15 protein-coding genes are annotated in these 16,627 nt (G+C 60.0%); 4 read left to right on the forward strand and 11 right to left on the reverse strand.

Features of this window, described 5'->3' with window-relative positions; translation table 11 throughout:
• Window positions 1-86 precede the first annotated feature (86 nt).
• The 5 genes from pyk to gcl all read right to left on the reverse strand — a co-directional run bounded on the left by pyk (window position 87) and on the right by gcl (window position 6,564).
• Window positions 87-1,502, reverse strand: a complete 1,416-nt coding sequence (gene pyk, locus BLR69_RS30460; protein ID WP_071496244.1) for a pyruvate kinase — start codon at window positions 1,500-1,502, stop codon at window positions 87-89.
• Entirely contained in the window at window positions 1,492-2,772 is a 1,281-nt protein-coding gene (locus BLR69_RS30465) for a glycerate kinase type-2 family protein (protein WP_071496243.1), read from the reverse strand. The genes pyk and BLR69_RS30465 overlap by 11 nt, the downstream gene beginning before the upstream one ends.
• A 189-nt stretch (window positions 2,773-2,961) precedes the next feature.
• A complete protein-coding gene (locus BLR69_RS30470; protein ID WP_071496242.1) occupies window positions 2,962-3,852 on the reverse strand; it encodes a 2-hydroxy-3-oxopropionate reductase in 891 nt (296 codons plus the stop codon).
• A 143-nt stretch (window positions 3,853-3,995) separates the two neighbouring features.
• The gene (gene hyi / locus BLR69_RS30475; RefSeq protein ID WP_071496241.1) at window positions 3,996-4,778 is read right to left on the reverse strand and encodes a hydroxypyruvate isomerase; all 783 of its coding nucleotides are present in this window, start codon (window positions 4,776-4,778) and stop codon (window positions 3,996-3,998) included.
• 10 nt (window positions 4,779-4,788) lie between these two features.
• Window positions 4,789-6,564, reverse strand: a complete 1,776-nt coding sequence (gcl, locus tag BLR69_RS30480) for a glyoxylate carboligase (RefSeq protein WP_071496240.1) — start codon at window positions 6,562-6,564, stop codon at window positions 4,789-4,791.
• Window positions 6,565-6,820: 256 nt separating this feature from the next.
• On the opposite strand from gcl, the gene BLR69_RS30485 reads away from it, so the two are divergent.
• Window positions 6,821-7,261 carry a GlcG/HbpS family heme-binding protein gene (locus BLR69_RS30485; protein ID WP_071496239.1) on the forward strand — a complete coding sequence of 147 codons (441 nt, stop codon included), beginning with the start codon at window positions 6,821-6,823 and terminating at the stop codon, window positions 7,259-7,261.
• Window positions 7,262-7,388: 127 nt separating this feature from the next.
• Here the strand turns inward: BLR69_RS30485 and BLR69_RS30490 are convergent, their stop codons facing one another.
• Window positions 7,389-7,847: an REP-associated tyrosine transposase gene (locus BLR69_RS30490; protein WP_071496238.1), complete on the reverse strand. Its 459-nt coding sequence runs from the start codon at window positions 7,845-7,847 to the stop codon at window positions 7,389-7,391.
• A gap of 149 nt (window positions 7,848-7,996) precedes the next feature.
• Window positions 7,997-8,602 carry a TetR/AcrR family transcriptional regulator gene (locus tag BLR69_RS30495; RefSeq protein WP_071496237.1) on the reverse strand — a complete coding sequence of 202 codons (606 nt, stop codon included), beginning with the start codon at window positions 8,600-8,602 and terminating at the stop codon, window positions 7,997-7,999.
• 134 nt (window positions 8,603-8,736) lie between these two features.
• On the opposite strand from BLR69_RS30495, the gene BLR69_RS30500 reads away from it, so the two are divergent.
• Window positions 8,737-9,651 (forward strand): DUF808 domain-containing protein, encoded by a 915-nt coding sequence (locus tag BLR69_RS30500; RefSeq protein WP_071496236.1) that lies wholly within the window; start codon window positions 8,737-8,739, stop codon window positions 9,649-9,651.
• Between the two features lie 104 nt (window positions 9,652-9,755).
• Here the strand turns inward: BLR69_RS30500 and BLR69_RS30505 are convergent, their stop codons facing one another.
• The 3 genes from BLR69_RS30505 to BLR69_RS30515 form a co-directional block, all read right to left on the reverse strand.
• A complete protein-coding gene (locus tag BLR69_RS30505; RefSeq protein WP_071496235.1) occupies window positions 9,756-10,571 on the reverse strand; it encodes a hypothetical protein in 816 nt (271 codons plus the stop codon).
• A gap of 358 nt (window positions 10,572-10,929) precedes the next feature.
• The gene (locus BLR69_RS30510) at window positions 10,930-11,718 is read right to left on the reverse strand and encodes an MlaA family lipoprotein (RefSeq protein ID WP_071496234.1); all 789 of its coding nucleotides are present in this window, start codon (window positions 11,716-11,718) and stop codon (window positions 10,930-10,932) included.
• The gene (locus BLR69_RS30515) at window positions 11,711-13,009 is read right to left on the reverse strand and encodes a serine/threonine protein kinase (RefSeq protein ID WP_058427894.1); all 1,299 of its coding nucleotides are present in this window, start codon (window positions 13,007-13,009) and stop codon (window positions 11,711-11,713) included. Before BLR69_RS30515 ends, BLR69_RS30510 begins: the two co-directional genes overlap by 8 nt.
• Window positions 13,010-13,245: 236 nt before the next feature.
• Between BLR69_RS30515 and BLR69_RS30520 the strand changes: the two genes are divergently transcribed.
• The gene (locus tag BLR69_RS30520) at window positions 13,246-13,614 is read left to right on the forward strand and encodes a hypothetical protein (protein ID WP_071496233.1); all 369 of its coding nucleotides are present in this window, start codon (window positions 13,246-13,248) and stop codon (window positions 13,612-13,614) included.
• Window positions 13,615-13,695: 81 nt separating this feature from the next.
• On the opposite strand, the gene BLR69_RS30525 is transcribed toward BLR69_RS30520, so the two are convergent.
• The gene (locus BLR69_RS30525) at window positions 13,696-15,249 is read right to left on the reverse strand and encodes a glycoside hydrolase family 17 protein (RefSeq protein WP_071496232.1); all 1,554 of its coding nucleotides are present in this window, start codon (window positions 15,247-15,249) and stop codon (window positions 13,696-13,698) included.
• Window positions 15,250-15,581: 332 nt separating this feature from the next.
• Between BLR69_RS30525 and BLR69_RS30530 the strand changes: the two genes are divergently transcribed.
• Window positions 15,582-16,433 (forward strand): glycine betaine ABC transporter substrate-binding protein, encoded by an 852-nt coding sequence (locus BLR69_RS30530; RefSeq protein ID WP_025857941.1) that lies wholly within the window; start codon window positions 15,582-15,584, stop codon window positions 16,431-16,433.
• Window positions 16,434-16,627 lie beyond the last annotated feature (194 nt).

The following is a 16,627-nucleotide window of genomic DNA, read 5'->3' on the forward strand; positions in this document are numbered from 1 at the left end:
CGGGGGCAAGCCCCCTCCCACACTTGATTGGGTTCACAGATTCAAATGTGGGAGGGGGCTTGCCCCCGATGAGGGCCTTGCAGACGCTAAATCAACGTCTCGATACGCAGCGAATTGGTCGACCCCGGCTGCCCGAACGGCACTCCCGCGGTAATCACCAACGTATCCCCACGCTCCGCCATGCCCTGCGCCTGGGCAATCTCCAGCGCCGTGGAGCACACCTCATCCACCTGGCGCAGGCGGTCATTGACCACCGAATGCACGCCCCACGCCACGCTCAACCGTCGCGCCGTGGACAGGTTGGGCGTGAGGTTGAGGATCGGCGCCACCGGCCGCTCCCTGGCCGCGCGCAGGCTGGAGCTGCCCGACTCGCTGTAGTTCACCAGCACCGCTACCGGCAGGATGCTGCTGATGCGGCGGATCGCGCAGCTGATGGCGTCCGACACCGTGGCATCCGCCTTGGGCCGGCTGACATCCAGTTGCGCCTGGTAATCCGGGCCGTTCTCCACCTGACGAATGATCTTGCTCATCATTTGCACGGCTTCCAGCGGGTATTCGCCGGACGCGGTTTCGGCCGACAGCATCACCGCGTCCGCGCCTTCGGCCACAGCATTGGCGACATCAGTGACTTCGGCACGGGTCGGCGCCGGTGAGAAGCGCATGGACTCGAGCATCTGCGTGGCCACCACCACCGGCTTACCCAGCTGACGGCAGGTGCTGATAATGTCCTTCTGAATCTGTGGCACGCTTTCGGCGGGCACTTCCACGCCCAGGTCGCCTCTGGCTACCATGATCGCGTCGCTCAGTTCGGCGATTTCCTGCAGGCGCTGCACGGCCGAGGGTTTCTCGATCTTGGCCATGAGGAAGGCCTTGTCACCGATCAGCTCGCGGGCTTCGCGAATGTCTTCCGGGCGCTGCACGAACGACAGCGCAACCCAGTCCACACCCAGTTCCAGGCCGAAGCTCAAATCGCGCCGATCCTTGGCGGTCAATGGGCTGAGTTCGAGCAAGGCTTGTGGGACGTTCACGCCTTTGCGGTCAGACAATTCGCCGCCATTCAGCACCGTGGTGTCGATAGCGTCGGCATGTTTGGTGATGACGCGCAGGCGCAGCTTGCCGTCGTCCAGCAGCAGGTCCATACCGGGCTCCAGCGCCGCGATGATCTCCGGGTGGGGCAGGTTGACCCGGCGCTGGTCGCCCGGCGTCGGGTCCAGGTCCAGGCGCAAGGCCTGGCCGCGCACCAGTTGCACCTTGCCCTCGGCAAAGCGCCCAACGCGCAGCTTCGGCCCTTGCAGGTCCATGAGGATGCCCAACGGGTAGTTCAGCTGGCGCTCCACCTGGCGGATCCACTGGTAGCGCTGGGCATGGTCGGCATGATCGCCGTGGCTGAAATTGAGCCGGAAGATATTCACCCCGGCTTCCACCAGTTCGCGGATGTCGTCGATACCATCGGTGGCCGGGCCCAGGGTGGCGAGAATTTTGACCTTCTTGTCAGGCGTCATGGTGGGCAGTCTCAAGGATCAGGATGGCGCGGAAGTCGTTGACGTTGGTGCGTGTCGGCTCGGTGACGATCAACCCGTCGAGGGCGGCGAAATAGCCGTAGCCGTTGTTGTTGTCCAACTCGTCGCTGGCCGACAGGCCGAGGGCTTCTGCGCGGCGGTAGCTGCACGGGGTCATGAGAGCGCCGGCGTTGTCTTCCGAACCGTCGATGCCGTCGGTGTCACCGGCCAGGGCGTACACGCCGGGCAGGCCCTTGAGGCTGTCGGTGAGGCTGAGCAGGAATTCCGCGTTGCGCCCGCCACGGCCATTGCCGCGCACGGTGACGGTGGTTTCGCCACCGGACAGGATTACGCACGGCGCCGCCAGCGGCTGACCGTGTTGCACGATCTGCCGGGCGATACCGGCATGCACCTTGGCCACGTCCCGCGCTTCGCCTTCCAGGTCGCCGAGGATCAACGGGCTGAACCCGGCCTGGCGGACTTTCACCGCGACGGCTTCGAGGGATTGCTGCGGGCGGGCGACCAATTGGAAGTGGCTGCGGGAGAGCACCGGGTCGCCGGGCTTGACGGTTTCCGAGGCCGGGTTTTGCAGCCAATTGCGCACCGAGGCGGGAACGTCGATGTGGTAGCGCTTGAGGATTGCCAGGGCCTGTTGCGAGGTGCTCGGGTCGCCCACCGTCGGGCCGGAGGCAATCACCGTGGCCTGGTCGCCCGGCACATCGGAAATCGCATAGGTGTAGACCGTCGCCGGCCATGCCGCTTTCGCCAGTCGGCCGCCCTTGATCGCCGAGAGGTGCTTGCGCACGCAATTCATCTCGCCGATGGTCGCGCCGGATTTGAGCAGGGCTTTGTTGATGGCCTGTTTGTCGGCCAGGGTGATGCCTTCTGCGGGTAGGGCCAGCAGGGCGGAGCCGCCGCCCGAAAGCAGGAAGATCACGCGGTCGTCTTCGCCGAGGTTGCTGATCAATGCCAGCACCCGCTGGGCCACGGCCAGGCCGGCAGCGTCGGGGACCGGGTGGGCGGCTTCGACCACTTCGATTTTCTTGCACGGCGCGCCGTGGCCGTAGCGGGTGACCACCAGGCCGCTGACTTCGCCTTGCCAGCAGTTCTCCACGACCAGTGCCATGGCGGCAGCCGCTTTGCCGGCACCGATCACGATCACACGGCCGCTGCGGTCGGCGGGCAGAAAGGGTTCAAGGACTTGCCGGGGGTGTGCGGCGTCGATGGCTGTGGCAAACAGCTCGCGAAGCAGGTGTTGCGGATCGACCGACATAAGCGGGCTCCCGGGGATTTTTGTTATTAGGGGTGCATCACGTTTCGGATCGGAATGCGATCAAATGTGGGAGCGGGCTTGCTCGCGAATGCGGTCTGGCATCCAACATCCATGCTGACTGATCTACCGCTTTCGCGAGCAAGCCCGCTCCCACATTCGACCGCATTTCAAACGTAGGAGCGGTGTGGATTACTTATCGCGAATCGAGAAATTCGCCATATGCTCCAGGCCCTTGATCAGCGCCGAATGGTCCCAGTTGCCGCCGCCAATCGCGGTGCAGGTGCTGAACACTTGCTGGGTGCCGGCGGTGTTCGGCAGGTTGATGCCCAGCTCCTTGGCCCCGGCCAGTGCCAGGTTGAGGTCCTTCTGGTGCAGGTTGATGCGAAAGCCCGGATCAAAGGTGCCCTTGATCATGCGTTCGCCATGCACTTCGAGGATTTTCGACGAGGCAAAACCGCCCATCAGCGCTTCACGCACCTTGGCCGGGTCGGCGCCGTTCTTGGAGGCGAACAGCAGGGCTTCGGCCACCGCCTGGATATTCAGCGCGACGATGATCTGGTTGGCCACTTTGGCCGTCTGGCCATCACCATTGCCGCCCACCAACGTGATGTTCTTGCCCATGGCCTGGAACAGCGGCAAGGCGCGTTCAAAGGTCTGCGGCTCGCCACCGATCATGATGCTCAGGGTGCCGGCCTTGGCACCGACTTCACCACCGGACACCGGGGCGTCCAGGTACTGCGCGCCGGTCTCGTTGATCTTCGCGGCAAACGCCTTGGTGGCGGTGGGGGAGATCGAGCTCATGTCGATCACCACCTTGTTTGGCGACAGGCCCGCAGCCACGCCGTCTTTGCGGAACAGCACGTCGTCGACCTGTGGGGTGTCCGGCACCATCACGATGATGAACTCGGCTTCCTGCGCCACCTGCTGCGGGTTCGCCAGGGCGACGGCGCCTGCGTCGATCAGGGCTTGCGGCGCCTTGCCATGGTGTTCGGACAGGAACAGTTGGTGACCCGCTTTCTGCAGGTTCGCGGCCATGGGTTGGCCCATGATGCCGGTGCCGATGAATCCGATTTTAGCCATGAAAAAATCCTCTTTTTATTACACCGCAAGTCCACTGTAGGAGGGGGCTTGCCCCCGATGACGGTGTGTCAGATAAACAGTGCTGACAGACCCACCGCGATCGGGAGCAAGCCCCCTCCCACATGGAGTTTGCGTGGTGTTTGTTAGATCGCGTTGTGGGTCTTCAACCAACCCAAACCCGCTTCGGTGGTGGTCAACGGCTTGTATTCACAGCCGACCCAGCCCGTGTAGCCGATGCGGTCCAAATGTTCGAACAGGAAGCGGTAGTTGATCTCACCGGTGCCAGGCTCGTTGCGCCCTGGGTTGTCAGCCAGCTGGATGTGATTGATCTGGCCCAGGTGCGCAGTCATGGTGCGGGCCAGGTCGCCTTCCATGATTTGCATGTGGTAGATGTCGTACTGCAGAAACAGGTTGTCACTGCCCACCTGTTCGCGAATCGACAGGGCCTGCGCCGTGTTGCTCAGGTAGAAGCCTGGGATGTCGCGGGTATTGATCGCTTCCATCACCAGCTTGATGCCCACCGCTTGCAGTTTTTCAGCGGCGTACTTGAGGTTGGCGACGAAGGTTTTTTCCAGGGTTTCGTCATCAATACCGTGTGGTCGAATACCGGCCAGGCAGTTGATCTGCGTATTACCCAACACTTGGGCGTAGGCGATGGCCAGCTTGACCCCGGCGCGGAATTCCTCGACCCGGTCCGGATGGCACGCCAGGCCGCGCTCGCCCTTGGCCCAGTCACCGGCCGGCAGGTTGAACAGCACCTGGGTCAGGCCATGGGCATCGAGTTGTGCCTTGATTTCAGCCGAGCTGAATTCGTAAGGGAACAGGTACTCGACCCCTTGGAACCCGGCATCGGCGGCGGCTTTGAACCGGGCAAGAAAGTCCTGTTCGGTAAACAGCATGGACAGGTTGGCGGCGAAACGCGGCATAGGGTTCTCCTTAATCGAGCAGGGCAATGGCAGTCGGTGCATCGTTGCCGACCAGGGCCAGATCTTCGAATTCGTTGACAGCGTTGATCTCGGTGCCCATGGAAATATTGGTCACGCGCTCCAGAATAATCTCAACGATCACCGGCACCTTGAATTCTTCGATCATTGCCTCGGCGCGGCGCAGGGCCGGCGCAATCTGGCTCGGCTCGAACACACGCAAGGCCTTGCAACCCAGGCCTTCGGCGACGGCCACGTGGTCCACGCCATAGCCGTTGAGTTCCGGGGCGTTGAGGTTGTCGAAGGACAGCTGCACGCAGTAGTCCATTTCAAATCCGCGCTGAGCCTGGCGGATCAGGCCCAGGTAGGAGTTGTTCACCACCACGTGGATATACGGCAGCTTGAACTGCGCGCCCACGGCCAGCTCTTCGATCATGAACTGGAAGTCGTAGTCGCCGGACAGCGCCACCACCTTGCGGCTCGGGTCGGCCTTGACCACGCCGAGGGCTGCGGGGATGGTCCAGCCCAATGGGCCGGCCTGGCCGCAGTTGATCCAGTGGCGCGGCTTGTACACGTGCAGGAATTGCGCGCCGGCAATCTGCGACAGACCGATGGTGCTGACGTAGCAGGTGTCTTTGCCGAACACCTGGTTCATTTCTTCATAAACACGCTGTGGCTTGACCGGCACGTTGTCGAAGTGGGTTTTGCGGTGCAGGGTGGCCTTGCGCTGCTGGCAGTCGTGCAGCCAGGCACTGCGATCCTTGAGTTTGCCGGCGGCTTTCCACTCGCGGGCCACTTCAATGAACATCGTCAGCGCGGAACCGGCGTCGGACACGATACCCAGGTCCGGGGTGAAGACGCGGCCAATCTGCGTCGGCTCGATGTCGACGTGGATGAACTTGCGGCCCTCGGTGTACACCTCGACCGAACCGGTGTGGCGGTTGGCCCAACGGTTACCGATGCCCAGCACCACGTCCGACTTGAGCATCGTCGCGTTGCCATAACGGTGGGACGTCTGCAGACCGACCATGCCGACCATCTGTGGGTGATCGTCCGGAATGGTGCCCCAGCCCATCAGGGTCGGGATCACGGGAATACCGGTCAACTCGGCGAATTCCACCAGCAGCTCGCTGGCGTCGGCATTGATCACGCCGCCGCCACTGACCAGCAGCGGGCGCTCGGCCTGGTCCAGCAGGGCCAGGGCTTTTTCCACCTGCACGCGGGTGGCCAAAGGTTTGGCCAGGGGCAGCGGCTGGTAGGCGTCGATGTCAAATTCGATTTCAGCCATCTGCACGTCGAAGGGCAGGTCGATCAGCACCGGGCCGGGGCGGCCGGAGCGCATTTCATAGAAGGCTTTCTGGAAGGCATACGGCACTTGGCCGGGCTCGAGGACGGTGGTCGCCCACTTGGTCACCGGCTTGACGATGCTGGTGATGTCCACGGCCTGGAAATCTTCCTTATGCATGCGGGCGCGGGGCGCTTGGCCGGTGATGCACAGGATCGGGATGGAGTCCGCCGAGGCGCTGTACAGGCCGGTGACCATGTCAGTGCCCGCCGGGCCCGACGTGCCGATGCACACGCCGATATTGCCGGCCTTGGTGCGGGTGTAGCCCTCGGCCATGTGGGAGGCGCCTTCAACGTGGCGAGCAAGGACGTGATCGATGCCACCCACCTTCTGCAAGGCCGAATACAGCGGGTTGATCGCGGCGCCTGGGATACCGAAGGCGGTGTCTATGCCCTCACGGCGCATGACGAGGACGGCGGCTTCGATTGCTCTCATTTTGCTCATGGTTTTGGTGCCTCTTGCGTTTTGTAATTGTATACAAGTGGTGTCTGTCCAAAGTGTATTCACGGCGGGCTGAGCAGGTCAATGCATTTTATAAACTGGCCTTTGCGTCCGTCGGAACGGCTTTTTTCGACGTATGGAGCGTTTGTGCGAAAATATTGTATACAAAAAATAAAGTCATTGTGTTCTATTTGTTGGATCGAGCATCTGATCATTCAGACCTCCACCGCTTTCCCAATAACAAAAGAAGGACGGCACCATGAGCGCTTTAACCTTGAAAATTGCCACCCAACTGGCCAGCCAGGCCCTTGCTGCAGGGCGCAGTGTTGCGGCGGCGCCGCTGACCATCGCGGTACTCGACAGTGGCGGTCACTTGATCGCCCTGCAACGGGAGGACGGCGCGAGCTTGCTGCGCCCGCAGATCGCCATCGGCAAGGCCTGGGGCGCGATTGCCCTGGGCAAGGGGTCACGCCTGCTGGCGCTGGACGCTCAGCAACGGCCGGCGTTTATTGCCGCATTGAACAGCCTGGGGCAGGGCAGTGTGGTGCCGGCGCCGGGTGGGGTGTTGATTCGGAATCAGGAAGGGGTGGTGCTGGGGGCGATCGGCATCAGTGGGGATACGTCGGATATTGATGAGCAGTGTGCGATTACGGCGATCGAAGGGGTGGGGTTGATGGCGGATGCCGGGGTGTCAGCTTGATTTTTGGGTGACTGGTCAGGCCCCTTCGCGAGCAAGCCCGCTCCTACATTCGACCGCGTTCTCATGCTGAAACTCAATCAAGTGTGGGAGCGGGCTTGCTCGCGAAGGGGGCAACTCGTTCTTTACCCTATAACCAGATTGCATCCCACAGTGGATAGTCGCCAATCCGCTTTACCAACCCTGCTCGCAGAGGATTGGCCACTATGTACCTGGCCATCTTCACCAGATCATCTTCCTTGCGCAGCGTGCGGTCGTGAAAGCTGGTTTGCCAAAGCCTGCCTTTGCGACCAGAAGCACCGTTTACGCTCCGGGTGCTTTTGGATTTAACTTGGCACATCAAATCGCCGAGTGAACCTTTTTGTAGCTCGACCAACCAGTGGAAATGGTCTGGCATCACTACCCACGCCAGAGAGTTTGCCAGCCCTTGATACTGAGCGAGTCTGAGTTGCCAGACGACTAATCGGCCTAGGTGAAAGTCACTGAATATCGGCACACGTTCGTGAGTGTTGGTGGTAATCAGATAGATGCGATTGGGTTCGCTGAACCGCCCGATGCGCAGGCGGTGTGATCTGGCTGGATCAGGCATTCCTTAGCCTCTCTTCAGATGGGGTTCTGAGAGGCTAGATCTCGGTGGTTGATGCTGATCGACTGGCTTTTGGCAGGATGTGTCTGGGAGGGCGCTTTCGCAAGCAAGCCCGCTCCCACAGGGGCGTGGCAGTGTTCTTGCTATTTATGTCAGTCCGGCTCACAGCCCTTGAGCACCAACCGGATGATGGTCTGCGCTGCGGCTTCGTAATCGGCCTCATCCAACCTGGCCTTCCCGGTCACTGCCGAGATCTGCCAGTCAAAGTCCGCGTAGGTCTGCGTGGCCGCCCAGATGCTGAACATCAAGTGATTGGGGTCAATCGCTGCGATCAGGCGGCGATCCACCCAATCCTGGATGCACGTAATGTTGTGCTTGGCCTGGGCGTTCAACTGCTCGACCTGATCAGCGCTCAGGTGCGGCGCGCCGTGCATGATCTCGCTGGCGAACACCTTGGAGGCAAACGGCAGGTCACGGGAAATGCGGATTTTCGAGCGGATGTAGTTGCTCAGCACTTCCTTGGGGTCACCCTGGGGGTTGAACGGCGTGGAAGCCGCCAGGATCGGCTCGATGATGCTCTCGAGCACCTCGCGGTAGAGGTTGTCCTTGGATTTGAAGTAGTAATAGACATTGGGCTTGGGCAGCCCGGCCTTGGCGGCGATGTCACTGGTTTTGGTCGCGGCGAAGCCCTTGTCGGCGAACTCCTCGCTCGCCGCCCGCAGGATCTTTTCTTTGTTGCGCTCGCGAATGGTGCTCATAAACCAGAGGGTTCCTTGCCAAGACTGGCGGTTGCGCATGGTAGCACCGGCCATCCGCGAGCCTCAACAATCTGCCCGTCGGGCCTTGCGCCGCGCTATGCTCGCGCCATCTCACTCTTACGGAAGCCCGATTCATGGCAGGAAGCAGCTTGTTGGTATTGATCGACGATATCGCCGCGGTGCTCGATGACGTGGCCCTGATGACCAAAATGGCGGCGAAGAAGACCGCCGGGGTGCTGGGCGATGACCTTGCACTCAATGCCCAGCAGGTCTCCGGGGTGCGTGCGGAGCGGGAAATCCCCGTGGTGTGGGCGGTGGCCAAGGGCTCCTTCGTCAACAAGTTGATCCTGGTGCCCGCAGCGCTGTTGATCAGTGCATTCGCACCGTGGGCGGTGACGCCCTTATTGATGCTCGGCGGTGCCTACCTGTGTTTCGAAGGGTTCGAGAAGCTCGCGCATAAGTTTCTCCACAGCAAGGACCAGGACGAGGCTGAACATGCGCACTTGGTCGAGGCTGTGGCCGATCCGGCAACCGACCTGGTGGCCTTCGAAAAGGACAAGATCAAGGGCGCCATCCGTACCGATTTCATCCTTTCCGCCGAAATCATTGCCATCACCCTCGGCACCGTGGCTGACGCGCCCCTGATGCAGCAGGTGATCGTGCTGTCCGGCATCGCTATCGTCATGACCGTAGGCGTCTACGGGCTGGTGGCCGGTATCGTCAAGCTGGATGACCTGGGCCTGTGGCTCACCCAGAAGCCAGGCCAGGTGGCGCGCAGTGTCGGCGGCGCCATCCTGCGGGCAGCACCGTACATGATGAAGAGCCTGTCGGTGATCGGTACGGCGGCGATGTTCCTGGTGGGCGGTGGGATCCTTACCCATGGTGTGCCGGTGGTGCATCACTGGATTGAAACGGTCAGCCAGGGCGCGGGTGGGGTGGCGTGGTTGGTGCCGGTGTTACTGAATGGGGTGGTGGGGATTATTGCCGGGGCGGTGGTGCTGGCGGTGGTCAGCATGGTCGGCAAGGGGTGGAAAGCACTGAAGGCCTGATACGGGAAATAAAAAAGGCCATTCAAACGAATGGCCTTTTTTGCGACAGGTTTTTGAGTGCAGTGCTGACACTGTCAGGTACTGTTCGCGCAGACTTCCGCTGACTAGGCTGATAGCGTTGAGTGCAGAGGCAAGAGTGAACCTAGGAGCTCTTCAAATTCAGAACCGGATTCAGCCATTTCACCTACCCCATGAAATGCCTTAAGGGTCCTTGGGGTTTTGGCTCCGTCGATGGTTTGATTACCGTTTCGATCATGGGATTTGACCAATTGATCGGCGTCGCGAAGGGATGCGGCCCTATCTTCTGGACTGCGATTCACATCGTCCCAGTCGCCTACGCGTGCCTTAATCAAATTGTTAATAGTAGTCACATGATGTTTCTTAGTCAGGGGGTCTGTGTATCCGATCTTATGGTGTAGATTGTCTAGTGAAGAAAGATAAGGGGTGTTTTCTGTTTTTCCAATTGTCATGCTGTCGCGCTTGGGGTTGGAGGTGAGGTATTCATATAGCTTTTCAAGTTCAGAGCCCGGTTCAGTCAATTCAGACACTCCGTGATGTGCCCTACGGTTCTTAAATGTTTGGGCCCCGTCGATCTTGTGATTACCGTTTTGATCAAAGCTCCTGACTATTTCATTGGCTCTCAGGCGGGAAATCTGATTTTCTTTTGGGCTGCGACTCTCATCGTCCCAGTTACCTACGAGCTTCTTCAACAATTTTTCGGGGGTGGATAGCGCGAACTCATTAGTCACTGGGTCAGTGTACGCGATGGCATCGTAGAGATTGCGGCCTAGTGAAGAAAGATAAGGGGTTTTATCTGGTTTCTCTTTCATCACGTTCTCGGAATGATTCGAGGCCTGTGAAGAAAGTGCAGGTGCCGCATAGAGAGGTTGCTGGGCGGCGGGGGATATAGGGAGCGACATGTCATATTCCTTTTGTGATTTTGAATGTAACAGACGTTGAAAATCTAGTCTGTTTCCATAAGGTGAGTGGTGAATGAGAGAAAGTGGTTCATAAAATATATATTTTGTTTTGATTTTGAGAAATGCGTTTTGGTTGGTATGGAATATGTCGTTGCAAACGTAGGGTGGGGAGCTGATGTAATAATAGGAGCCGGGGTGTTGGGTTTTGTTAGGGGGGGATGTTTGAGGTTTACTGATCGAGTGGTTCCACAGATAAGTAGGTTGGAGGAGGGGGTGTTGCTAGTAGTGTGGAGGGATGATGGCAATAAAAAAAGGCCATCCGAATTGCTCGAATGGCCTTTTTCTTACTGAGCTTCTTTTACTCAGCTATTTGTAACTTTCGAGACTCGGTATATATATAACGCACCTTCTCATACTCAAACGGCGAGTTCATCTGCCCATACCGGAAGCTGGTCTGATAACGTTTATCCACCGCACGCAGCGCCCAGATTTCCGGGTGGTTGGAGCTGACTTCCGACACGTTGAGGAAGTTGATCTGGGTTTCCGCGCCGTAGTCGACGATCAGGCCAGTGGTGTCGCGCAGGTTCGAGGGGCCGAAGATCGGCAGCACCAGGTATGCGCCGCCGGGCACGCCGTAGAAGCCCAGGGTCTGGCCGAAGTCTTCGCTCTGGCGCGGCAGGCCCATGGCGGTGGCCGGGTCCCACAGGCCGGCGATGCCGATGGTAGTGTTGAGCAGCAGGCGCCCGGTGGTTTCCAGGGAGCGGTGGCCCTTGAGCTGCAACAGGCTGTTCAGCAGGTTGGGCACGTCGCCCAGGTTGTTGAAGAAGTTGCTCACACCGGTGCGCAGGAAGCTGGGTGTCACATAGGTGTAGCCATTGACCACCGGCAGGAACACCCATTGGTCGAAGCGGTAGTTGAAGTGGTACACGCGACGGTTCCACGACTCCAGCGGGTCATACACGTTGAGTGCGGTGAGCGACGAGCGCTCGAACTCACGCTGATCCAGGCCTGGGTTGAACTTGAGCTTGCTCAGCGGTTCCTTGAAACCGTCGGCATCCACATTAACCGGCTCATGGGCCTTGCTGTTGTCGGCATTGGCCACGCCTGCACACATCAAGGCGGCAAGCAGCAGTAGGTATTTAGCCACGGAAGAACTCCAGCATGGCGTCGGCGTTGACGCGGTAATTGAGGTTGCCGCAGTGGCCGCCCAGCGGGTAGACGGTCAAGCGATCGCCGAAGGTTTTACGCAGGAACCCGAGGTCGCCAGGGCCGAGGATCACGTCGTCGGCGTTATGCATGACGGCGATTTTAGGGCTGGCGTGCAGGTAATCCTTGAGGGCGTACAGGCTGACCTGGTCGACCAGTTGCAACAGGCTGCCGCCATCGGAGCGCGCGCGCCACATCGGGATCACTTGCTCGGTGAGGTAGCAATCGAAGTCGCATTGCAGCGCACGCTTGAGGAACGGCGTGAGGCTGGTGCCTTCGGTGATCGGGTACTTCGGCGGGATGATCAGGCCACGGCGGTTGATCAGGTCCGAAGTAAAGGCGATGTCGGCCGCTGAAAAGCGGAACGAGGTGCCGATCAGCATGGCCATCTGTTCGTTGGTCAGGTGCTGCTTGGATTGCTGGAAGTCGTAGAGCAGGGCGTCGTTGAGGTCGATATAGCCCTTTTGCTGGAAGTAGCGGGTCAGCTTGTTCAGCACCAGCTCATAGAAGGTGGTGGTGTTGTTGATGCCCTTGACCTCAGTCTGTACCAGCTTGTCGAGGTTGGTGATCGAGGTGTACAGGTTGACCGGCGGGTTCAGCAGCAAGACTTTCTTGAAGTTGAAGCTGCGACGGGTTTCGTCCAGCTTGGCCACGAATGCAGCATCCAGGCCGCCCAGGCTGTAGCCGGTGAGGTAGAAGTCGGTTACCGGCAGCGAGGCATTCTGGGCACGCACCGCCTGCATCACGCGGTACATGTCTTCGGCGTCTTCCTGGGTGATCCCCGGGGTCGCGAAGCGTGAGGCAGCGCTGATGAAGTCGAAGCTGGTGGGCGACGACAGTTGCACCACGTGGTAGCCGGCCTGGTAATACAGCTTCTTCAGGTATTCGTTGATGCTGCTGTCGAATCGCGCACCGGTGCCGGCGATCAGGAAGATCAGCGGCGCGGCGCGGTCCTGCTTGGCGATGCGGTAGGTGAGTTTCTTCACCGCCCAGAAGTTGTCCGGCAGGCTGAACTCGCGCTCGGGGCGCATGTTCAGGGTGTAGTCGGATTGGTTGATCTCGTCATCGCTCGGCAATTTGGGCCGAAGATCGGGCGGGGTGGTGGCGATGGTCGCTTCAAACGGGTTGGTCAAAGGGTAGCCATAGCTGGCTTGGTCAATATCGACGGCCAGTGCTGACGCACTCAGAAAAAGGCTGCCCAGCAAGGCAGCACAGCGCAAGGAACGGAGCATGACTTAATCCCTAGGAGGAAACGTGCTTAATGAAGTTCGCAGGCTATGACCACCGCGTTGTCACCGAAGTGCCAGCACTCGGCACGAAAAGTCGGAAAATAACGTCGGAATCGGGGTAATAGTAGCCAGACGATACACTTTGCCACGCATTGGTGAACACTAATTGTGTGTATGCGCCTTGCTAACGGCCACCGGGGCATTAAGCTGGGCGCCGTTTTTGCCTATCGGAGTGGCCCATGTCCCGTCGTTTACCGCTGATTTTGCTGCTTATTGCCCTGCCGTTATGGCTGGCTGCCAGTTATGGCGCACGCTACGGTTTTATGGAAGATGGCCAGTGGGTTGGCATCTGCGCCGATGAGGCCAGTCGCTGGGAATGCCAATTGCGTTCGAACCTGGGCCTGATGATCCACTTCAAGGTACTGGGCTGGGCCGCGCTGATCACGTCGGTGCTGGCGTTTTTTGTGCCTGGCCGGGTGGGTTTGGGGTTGGCGGTGCTGGGGATGGCGTTCGGGTTGCCGGCATTGGCGTTGTATAACACCACGTTTGCGGTGTTTGCGGTGGTTATTGCTGGGTTGCGCCTGGTAAGAAAAGGGCGGGCTGCCTGATAGGGCCTCATCGGGGGCAAGCCCCCTCCCACATTGGTACTGCATTGACCTGTGGGAGGGGGCTTGCCCCCGATAGCGGTTTTAGACCTTGCGCACCCGCAGGCAGCGCCACAAGGCTGCCGTCATGAGCAGGCTCACTACCGCCCAACCCCAAGCCTGCTGGTTCAACAACCCCTCACGGTACAGCTGCGGCGCAATACCCGCACCGATGATGAAGGCCAGCAATGCAATCTCCCGACGCGGCCCGGTTACCGGGCGTACCAGGTACACCAGGGCCGGCAGTACCAACGCGGCGCTGGGGAAGCTGCGGTAGCGTGGATCAAACACCAGCGCAAGCATCATCACCGCCCCCGCAAAACCGGCAATCGCCACCAGCCAGCCTGCGCGTTTTTCCAACCAGCTATATGCGCATAAGCGCCAACCTTGCCGTGCGCTCAAGGCCAAGGCGGCATGGCTCAGCACCAGCAGGTTCAACACCACCAGCAAGCCTGCCCACACCCATTCATCGTTGAGCCGCGCAGTGACACGCGTCAGCTCGGCCCAGGTGCCGATGGAGCAGGCTGCCACGGCACCCAGCAGTGGCAGGGCGATGGCGGCCCGCACACTGCGCACGCGACCACCCAGCACCAGAGTGCCTAGCAGGATGATTCCGCCTACACCCAGCCATAGCGGCCAGTACGGCACATTGGTTACAGGCCCGGCGAGGATGCCCTTGTCCTGGCGATTTGCATCGAACAGGCCCCAGTAACCGCCCACGGCGCCTTCGCTTGCGCGCTTCCATGGTTGGTCAAAGGCTTCGATCAGGTTGTAGCGCCAGCCATTCGCCTCGGCCATGGCCACGAAACCCCGCATGAACCTGGCTTCGTTGACCCGGCTCGGTACGGCGGTTTCGCGCTGGCGGCCTTCGCTGGGCCAGCCGGTTTCACCGATGAGGATGTCCTTGGGCGCGAATTTGTTGCCGAAGGTCTGGCGCACATCACCTACGTGCTTGAGTGCCTGGTCGATGCCGGAAGGGTCATCTTCCCAGTAGGGCAGCAGGTGGATGGTCAGGAAGTCCACGGCCGGCGCGATTTCCGGGTGTTGCAGCCAGAACTCCCACACGTCTGCGTAGGTCACCGGCTGCTTGATCCGGCTTTTGACGGTCTGGATCAGCGTCACCAGCTGTTTGGCGGTGACTTCCTTGCGCAGCAACGCTTCGTTGCCGACGATCACCGAGGTCACCACGTCAGGGTTGGCGTTTGCCGCCGTGATCAATTCTTCGATTTCTTTCTCGGTCGCCACCGGGTCACTGCTGACCCAGGCGCCGGCCATCACCTTCAGCCCATGCTTGCGTGCCATCTCCGGCAAGGCTTCCAGGCCGGTCATGGAGTAGGTCCGAATGCATTCGAAGCGGGTGGCCAGCAGGGCCAGGTCGGCGTCCATGCGTTCCGGGCGCAGTGTGAACGGTTGGTCGAACGGGGATTGGTCTTTATCGAACGGTGTGTAGGACGCGCATTGCATCTTGTGTGTGGCACTGGCGACATCGGGCAGTAACACGGGCCGGCCGAGGCCATACCAGTAACCGATCAGGGCCAGCAGGCCGAGGAGCAAGGCGCAGAAATAGGGCAGGGCAGGGAAGCGGGCAGTCGCAGGCATGGTCGGCTTATCTGGGGGAGCAAAGGCGCGCATCTTACCCGGATTTGGGCCGTCCCAGTGGGGCAGCATAATTTTGACATGCAAAGTTCGGGCGGGATTTTGGCGTCAAGTCCTATAAAGCGTCCTGCTGGCTATGTGATGTCGTTTCTTGCTTGTATGAGGTCGCTGACAGAGCAGGTCGAAGGACGCGGCAGGTTGATGATCGAAGTGTCAGCACTCCACTGATGCCGCAGACACCGGATCGATGCGCGTGACGGAGGCGCGGTGCACCACATAACAACAGGTTGACGTCGCTCGGCATCCGTCGGGCGCAGCACTTTCGGGGAAGTACGATGAAGATGCGACGACTCTTGGGCGCAGCTGCCACTCTGGTAGTTGCGATGAGCTCCACACTGGCCAGCGCCGACAGCAAAACCCTGAGCATCGGCTATGTGGACGGCTGGTCCGACAGCGTTGCTACCACGCATGTGGCGGCAGAGGTGATCAAGGCCAAGCTCGGTTATGACGTGAAACTGCAAGCGGTCGCCACCGGGATCATGTGGCAGGGCGTGGCCACAGGCAAGCTCGACGCCATGCTGTCCGCCTGGTTGCCGGTGACCCACGGCGAGTACTGGGCCAAAAACAAGGACAAGGTGGTCGACTACGGCCCCAACTTCAAGGATGCGAAGATCGGCCTGATCGTGCCGGAGTACGTCAAGGCCAAGTCCATCGAAGACCTCAAGACCGACACCACCTTCAAGAACAAGATCGTCGGGATCGACGCCGGTTCAGGCGTGATGCTCAAGACCGACGAAGCCATCAAGCAGTACGGCCTCGACTACAAGCTGCAAGCCAGCTCGGGTGCGGCGATGATTGCCGAGCTGACGCGTGCCGAAGACAAGCAGGAATCCATCGCGGTCACCGGTTGGGTGCCACACTGGATGTTTGCCAAGTGGAAACTGCGTTTCCTGGACGATCCAAAAGGGATTTATGGTGCTGCTGAAACCGTCAACAGCATCGGCAGCAAGGGCCTGGAGAAGAAAGCGCCGGAAGTCGCAGCGTTCCTGAAGAAATTCCAGTGGGCCTCCAAGGACGAAATCGGCGAAGTCATGCTGGCTATTCAAGAGGGCGCCAAGCCTGATGCAGCGGCCAAGGATTGGGTTGCCAAGCACCCTGAGCGTGTAGCCGAATGGACCGGTAAATAAGACTACAGCTACATCCCTTGTGGGAGGGGGCTTGCCCCCGATGGCAATCTGTCAGCTATCGATGTACTGGCTGACACACTGCTATCGGGGGCAAGCCCCCTCCCACATTAGTTTTGCCTCCTGCAAATCTTCCTGCGCCCCCGCAAACCCTCGCTACACTCGATCTAAGACTAAGGTCGTCTGGAACCTGTTCC

It is taken from the genome of Pseudomonas azotoformans, assembly GCF_900103345.1.
Taxonomy (GTDB): Bacteria; Pseudomonadota; Gammaproteobacteria; order Pseudomonadales; family Pseudomonadaceae; genus Aquipseudomonas; species Aquipseudomonas azotoformans.

Bases quoted from the DNA above. Each gene is read 5' to 3' on its own strand.
- BLR69_RS30505 (WP_071496235.1), bottom strand. From the start codon at position 10,571: ATGTCGCTCCCTATATCCCCCGCCGCCCAGCAACCTCTCTATGCGGCA.
- BLR69_RS30500 (WP_071496236.1), top strand. From the start codon at position 8,737: ATGGCAGGAAGCAGCTTGTTGGTATTGATCGACGATATCGCCGCGGTG.
- BLR69_RS30490 (WP_071496238.1), bottom strand. From the start codon at position 7,847: ATGCCTGATCCAGCCAGATCACACCGCCTGCGCATCGGGCGGTTCAGC.
- BLR69_RS30530 (WP_025857941.1), top strand. From the start codon at position 15,582: ATGAAGATGCGACGACTCTTGGGCGCAGCTGCCACTCTGGTAGTTGCG.
- BLR69_RS30525 (WP_071496232.1), bottom strand. From the start codon at position 15,249: ATGCCTGCGACTGCCCGCTTCCCTGCCCTGCCCTATTTCTGCGCCTTG.
- gcl (WP_071496240.1), bottom strand. From the start codon at position 6,564: ATGAGCAAAATGAGAGCAATCGAAGCCGCCGTCCTCGTCATGCGCCGT.
- hyi (WP_071496241.1), bottom strand. From the start codon at position 4,778: ATGCCGCGTTTCGCCGCCAACCTGTCCATGCTGTTTACCGAACAGGAC.
- BLR69_RS30465 (WP_071496243.1), bottom strand. From the start codon at position 2,772: ATGTCGGTCGATCCGCAACACCTGCTTCGCGAGCTGTTTGCCACAGCC.
- BLR69_RS30470 (WP_071496242.1), bottom strand. From the start codon at position 3,852: ATGGCTAAAATCGGATTCATCGGCACCGGCATCATGGGCCAACCCATG.
- pyk (WP_071496244.1), bottom strand. From the start codon at position 1,502: ATGACGCCTGACAAGAAGGTCAAAATTCTCGCCACCCTGGGCCCGGCC.
- BLR69_RS30495 (WP_071496237.1), bottom strand. From the start codon at position 8,602: ATGAGCACCATTCGCGAGCGCAACAAAGAAAAGATCCTGCGGGCGGCG.
- BLR69_RS30515 (WP_058427894.1), bottom strand. From the start codon at position 13,009: ATGCTCCGTTCCTTGCGCTGTGCTGCCTTGCTGGGCAGCCTTTTTCTG.
- BLR69_RS30520 (WP_071496233.1), top strand. From the start codon at position 13,246: ATGTCCCGTCGTTTACCGCTGATTTTGCTGCTTATTGCCCTGCCGTTA.
- BLR69_RS30485 (WP_071496239.1), top strand. From the start codon at position 6,821: ATGAGCGCTTTAACCTTGAAAATTGCCACCCAACTGGCCAGCCAGGCC.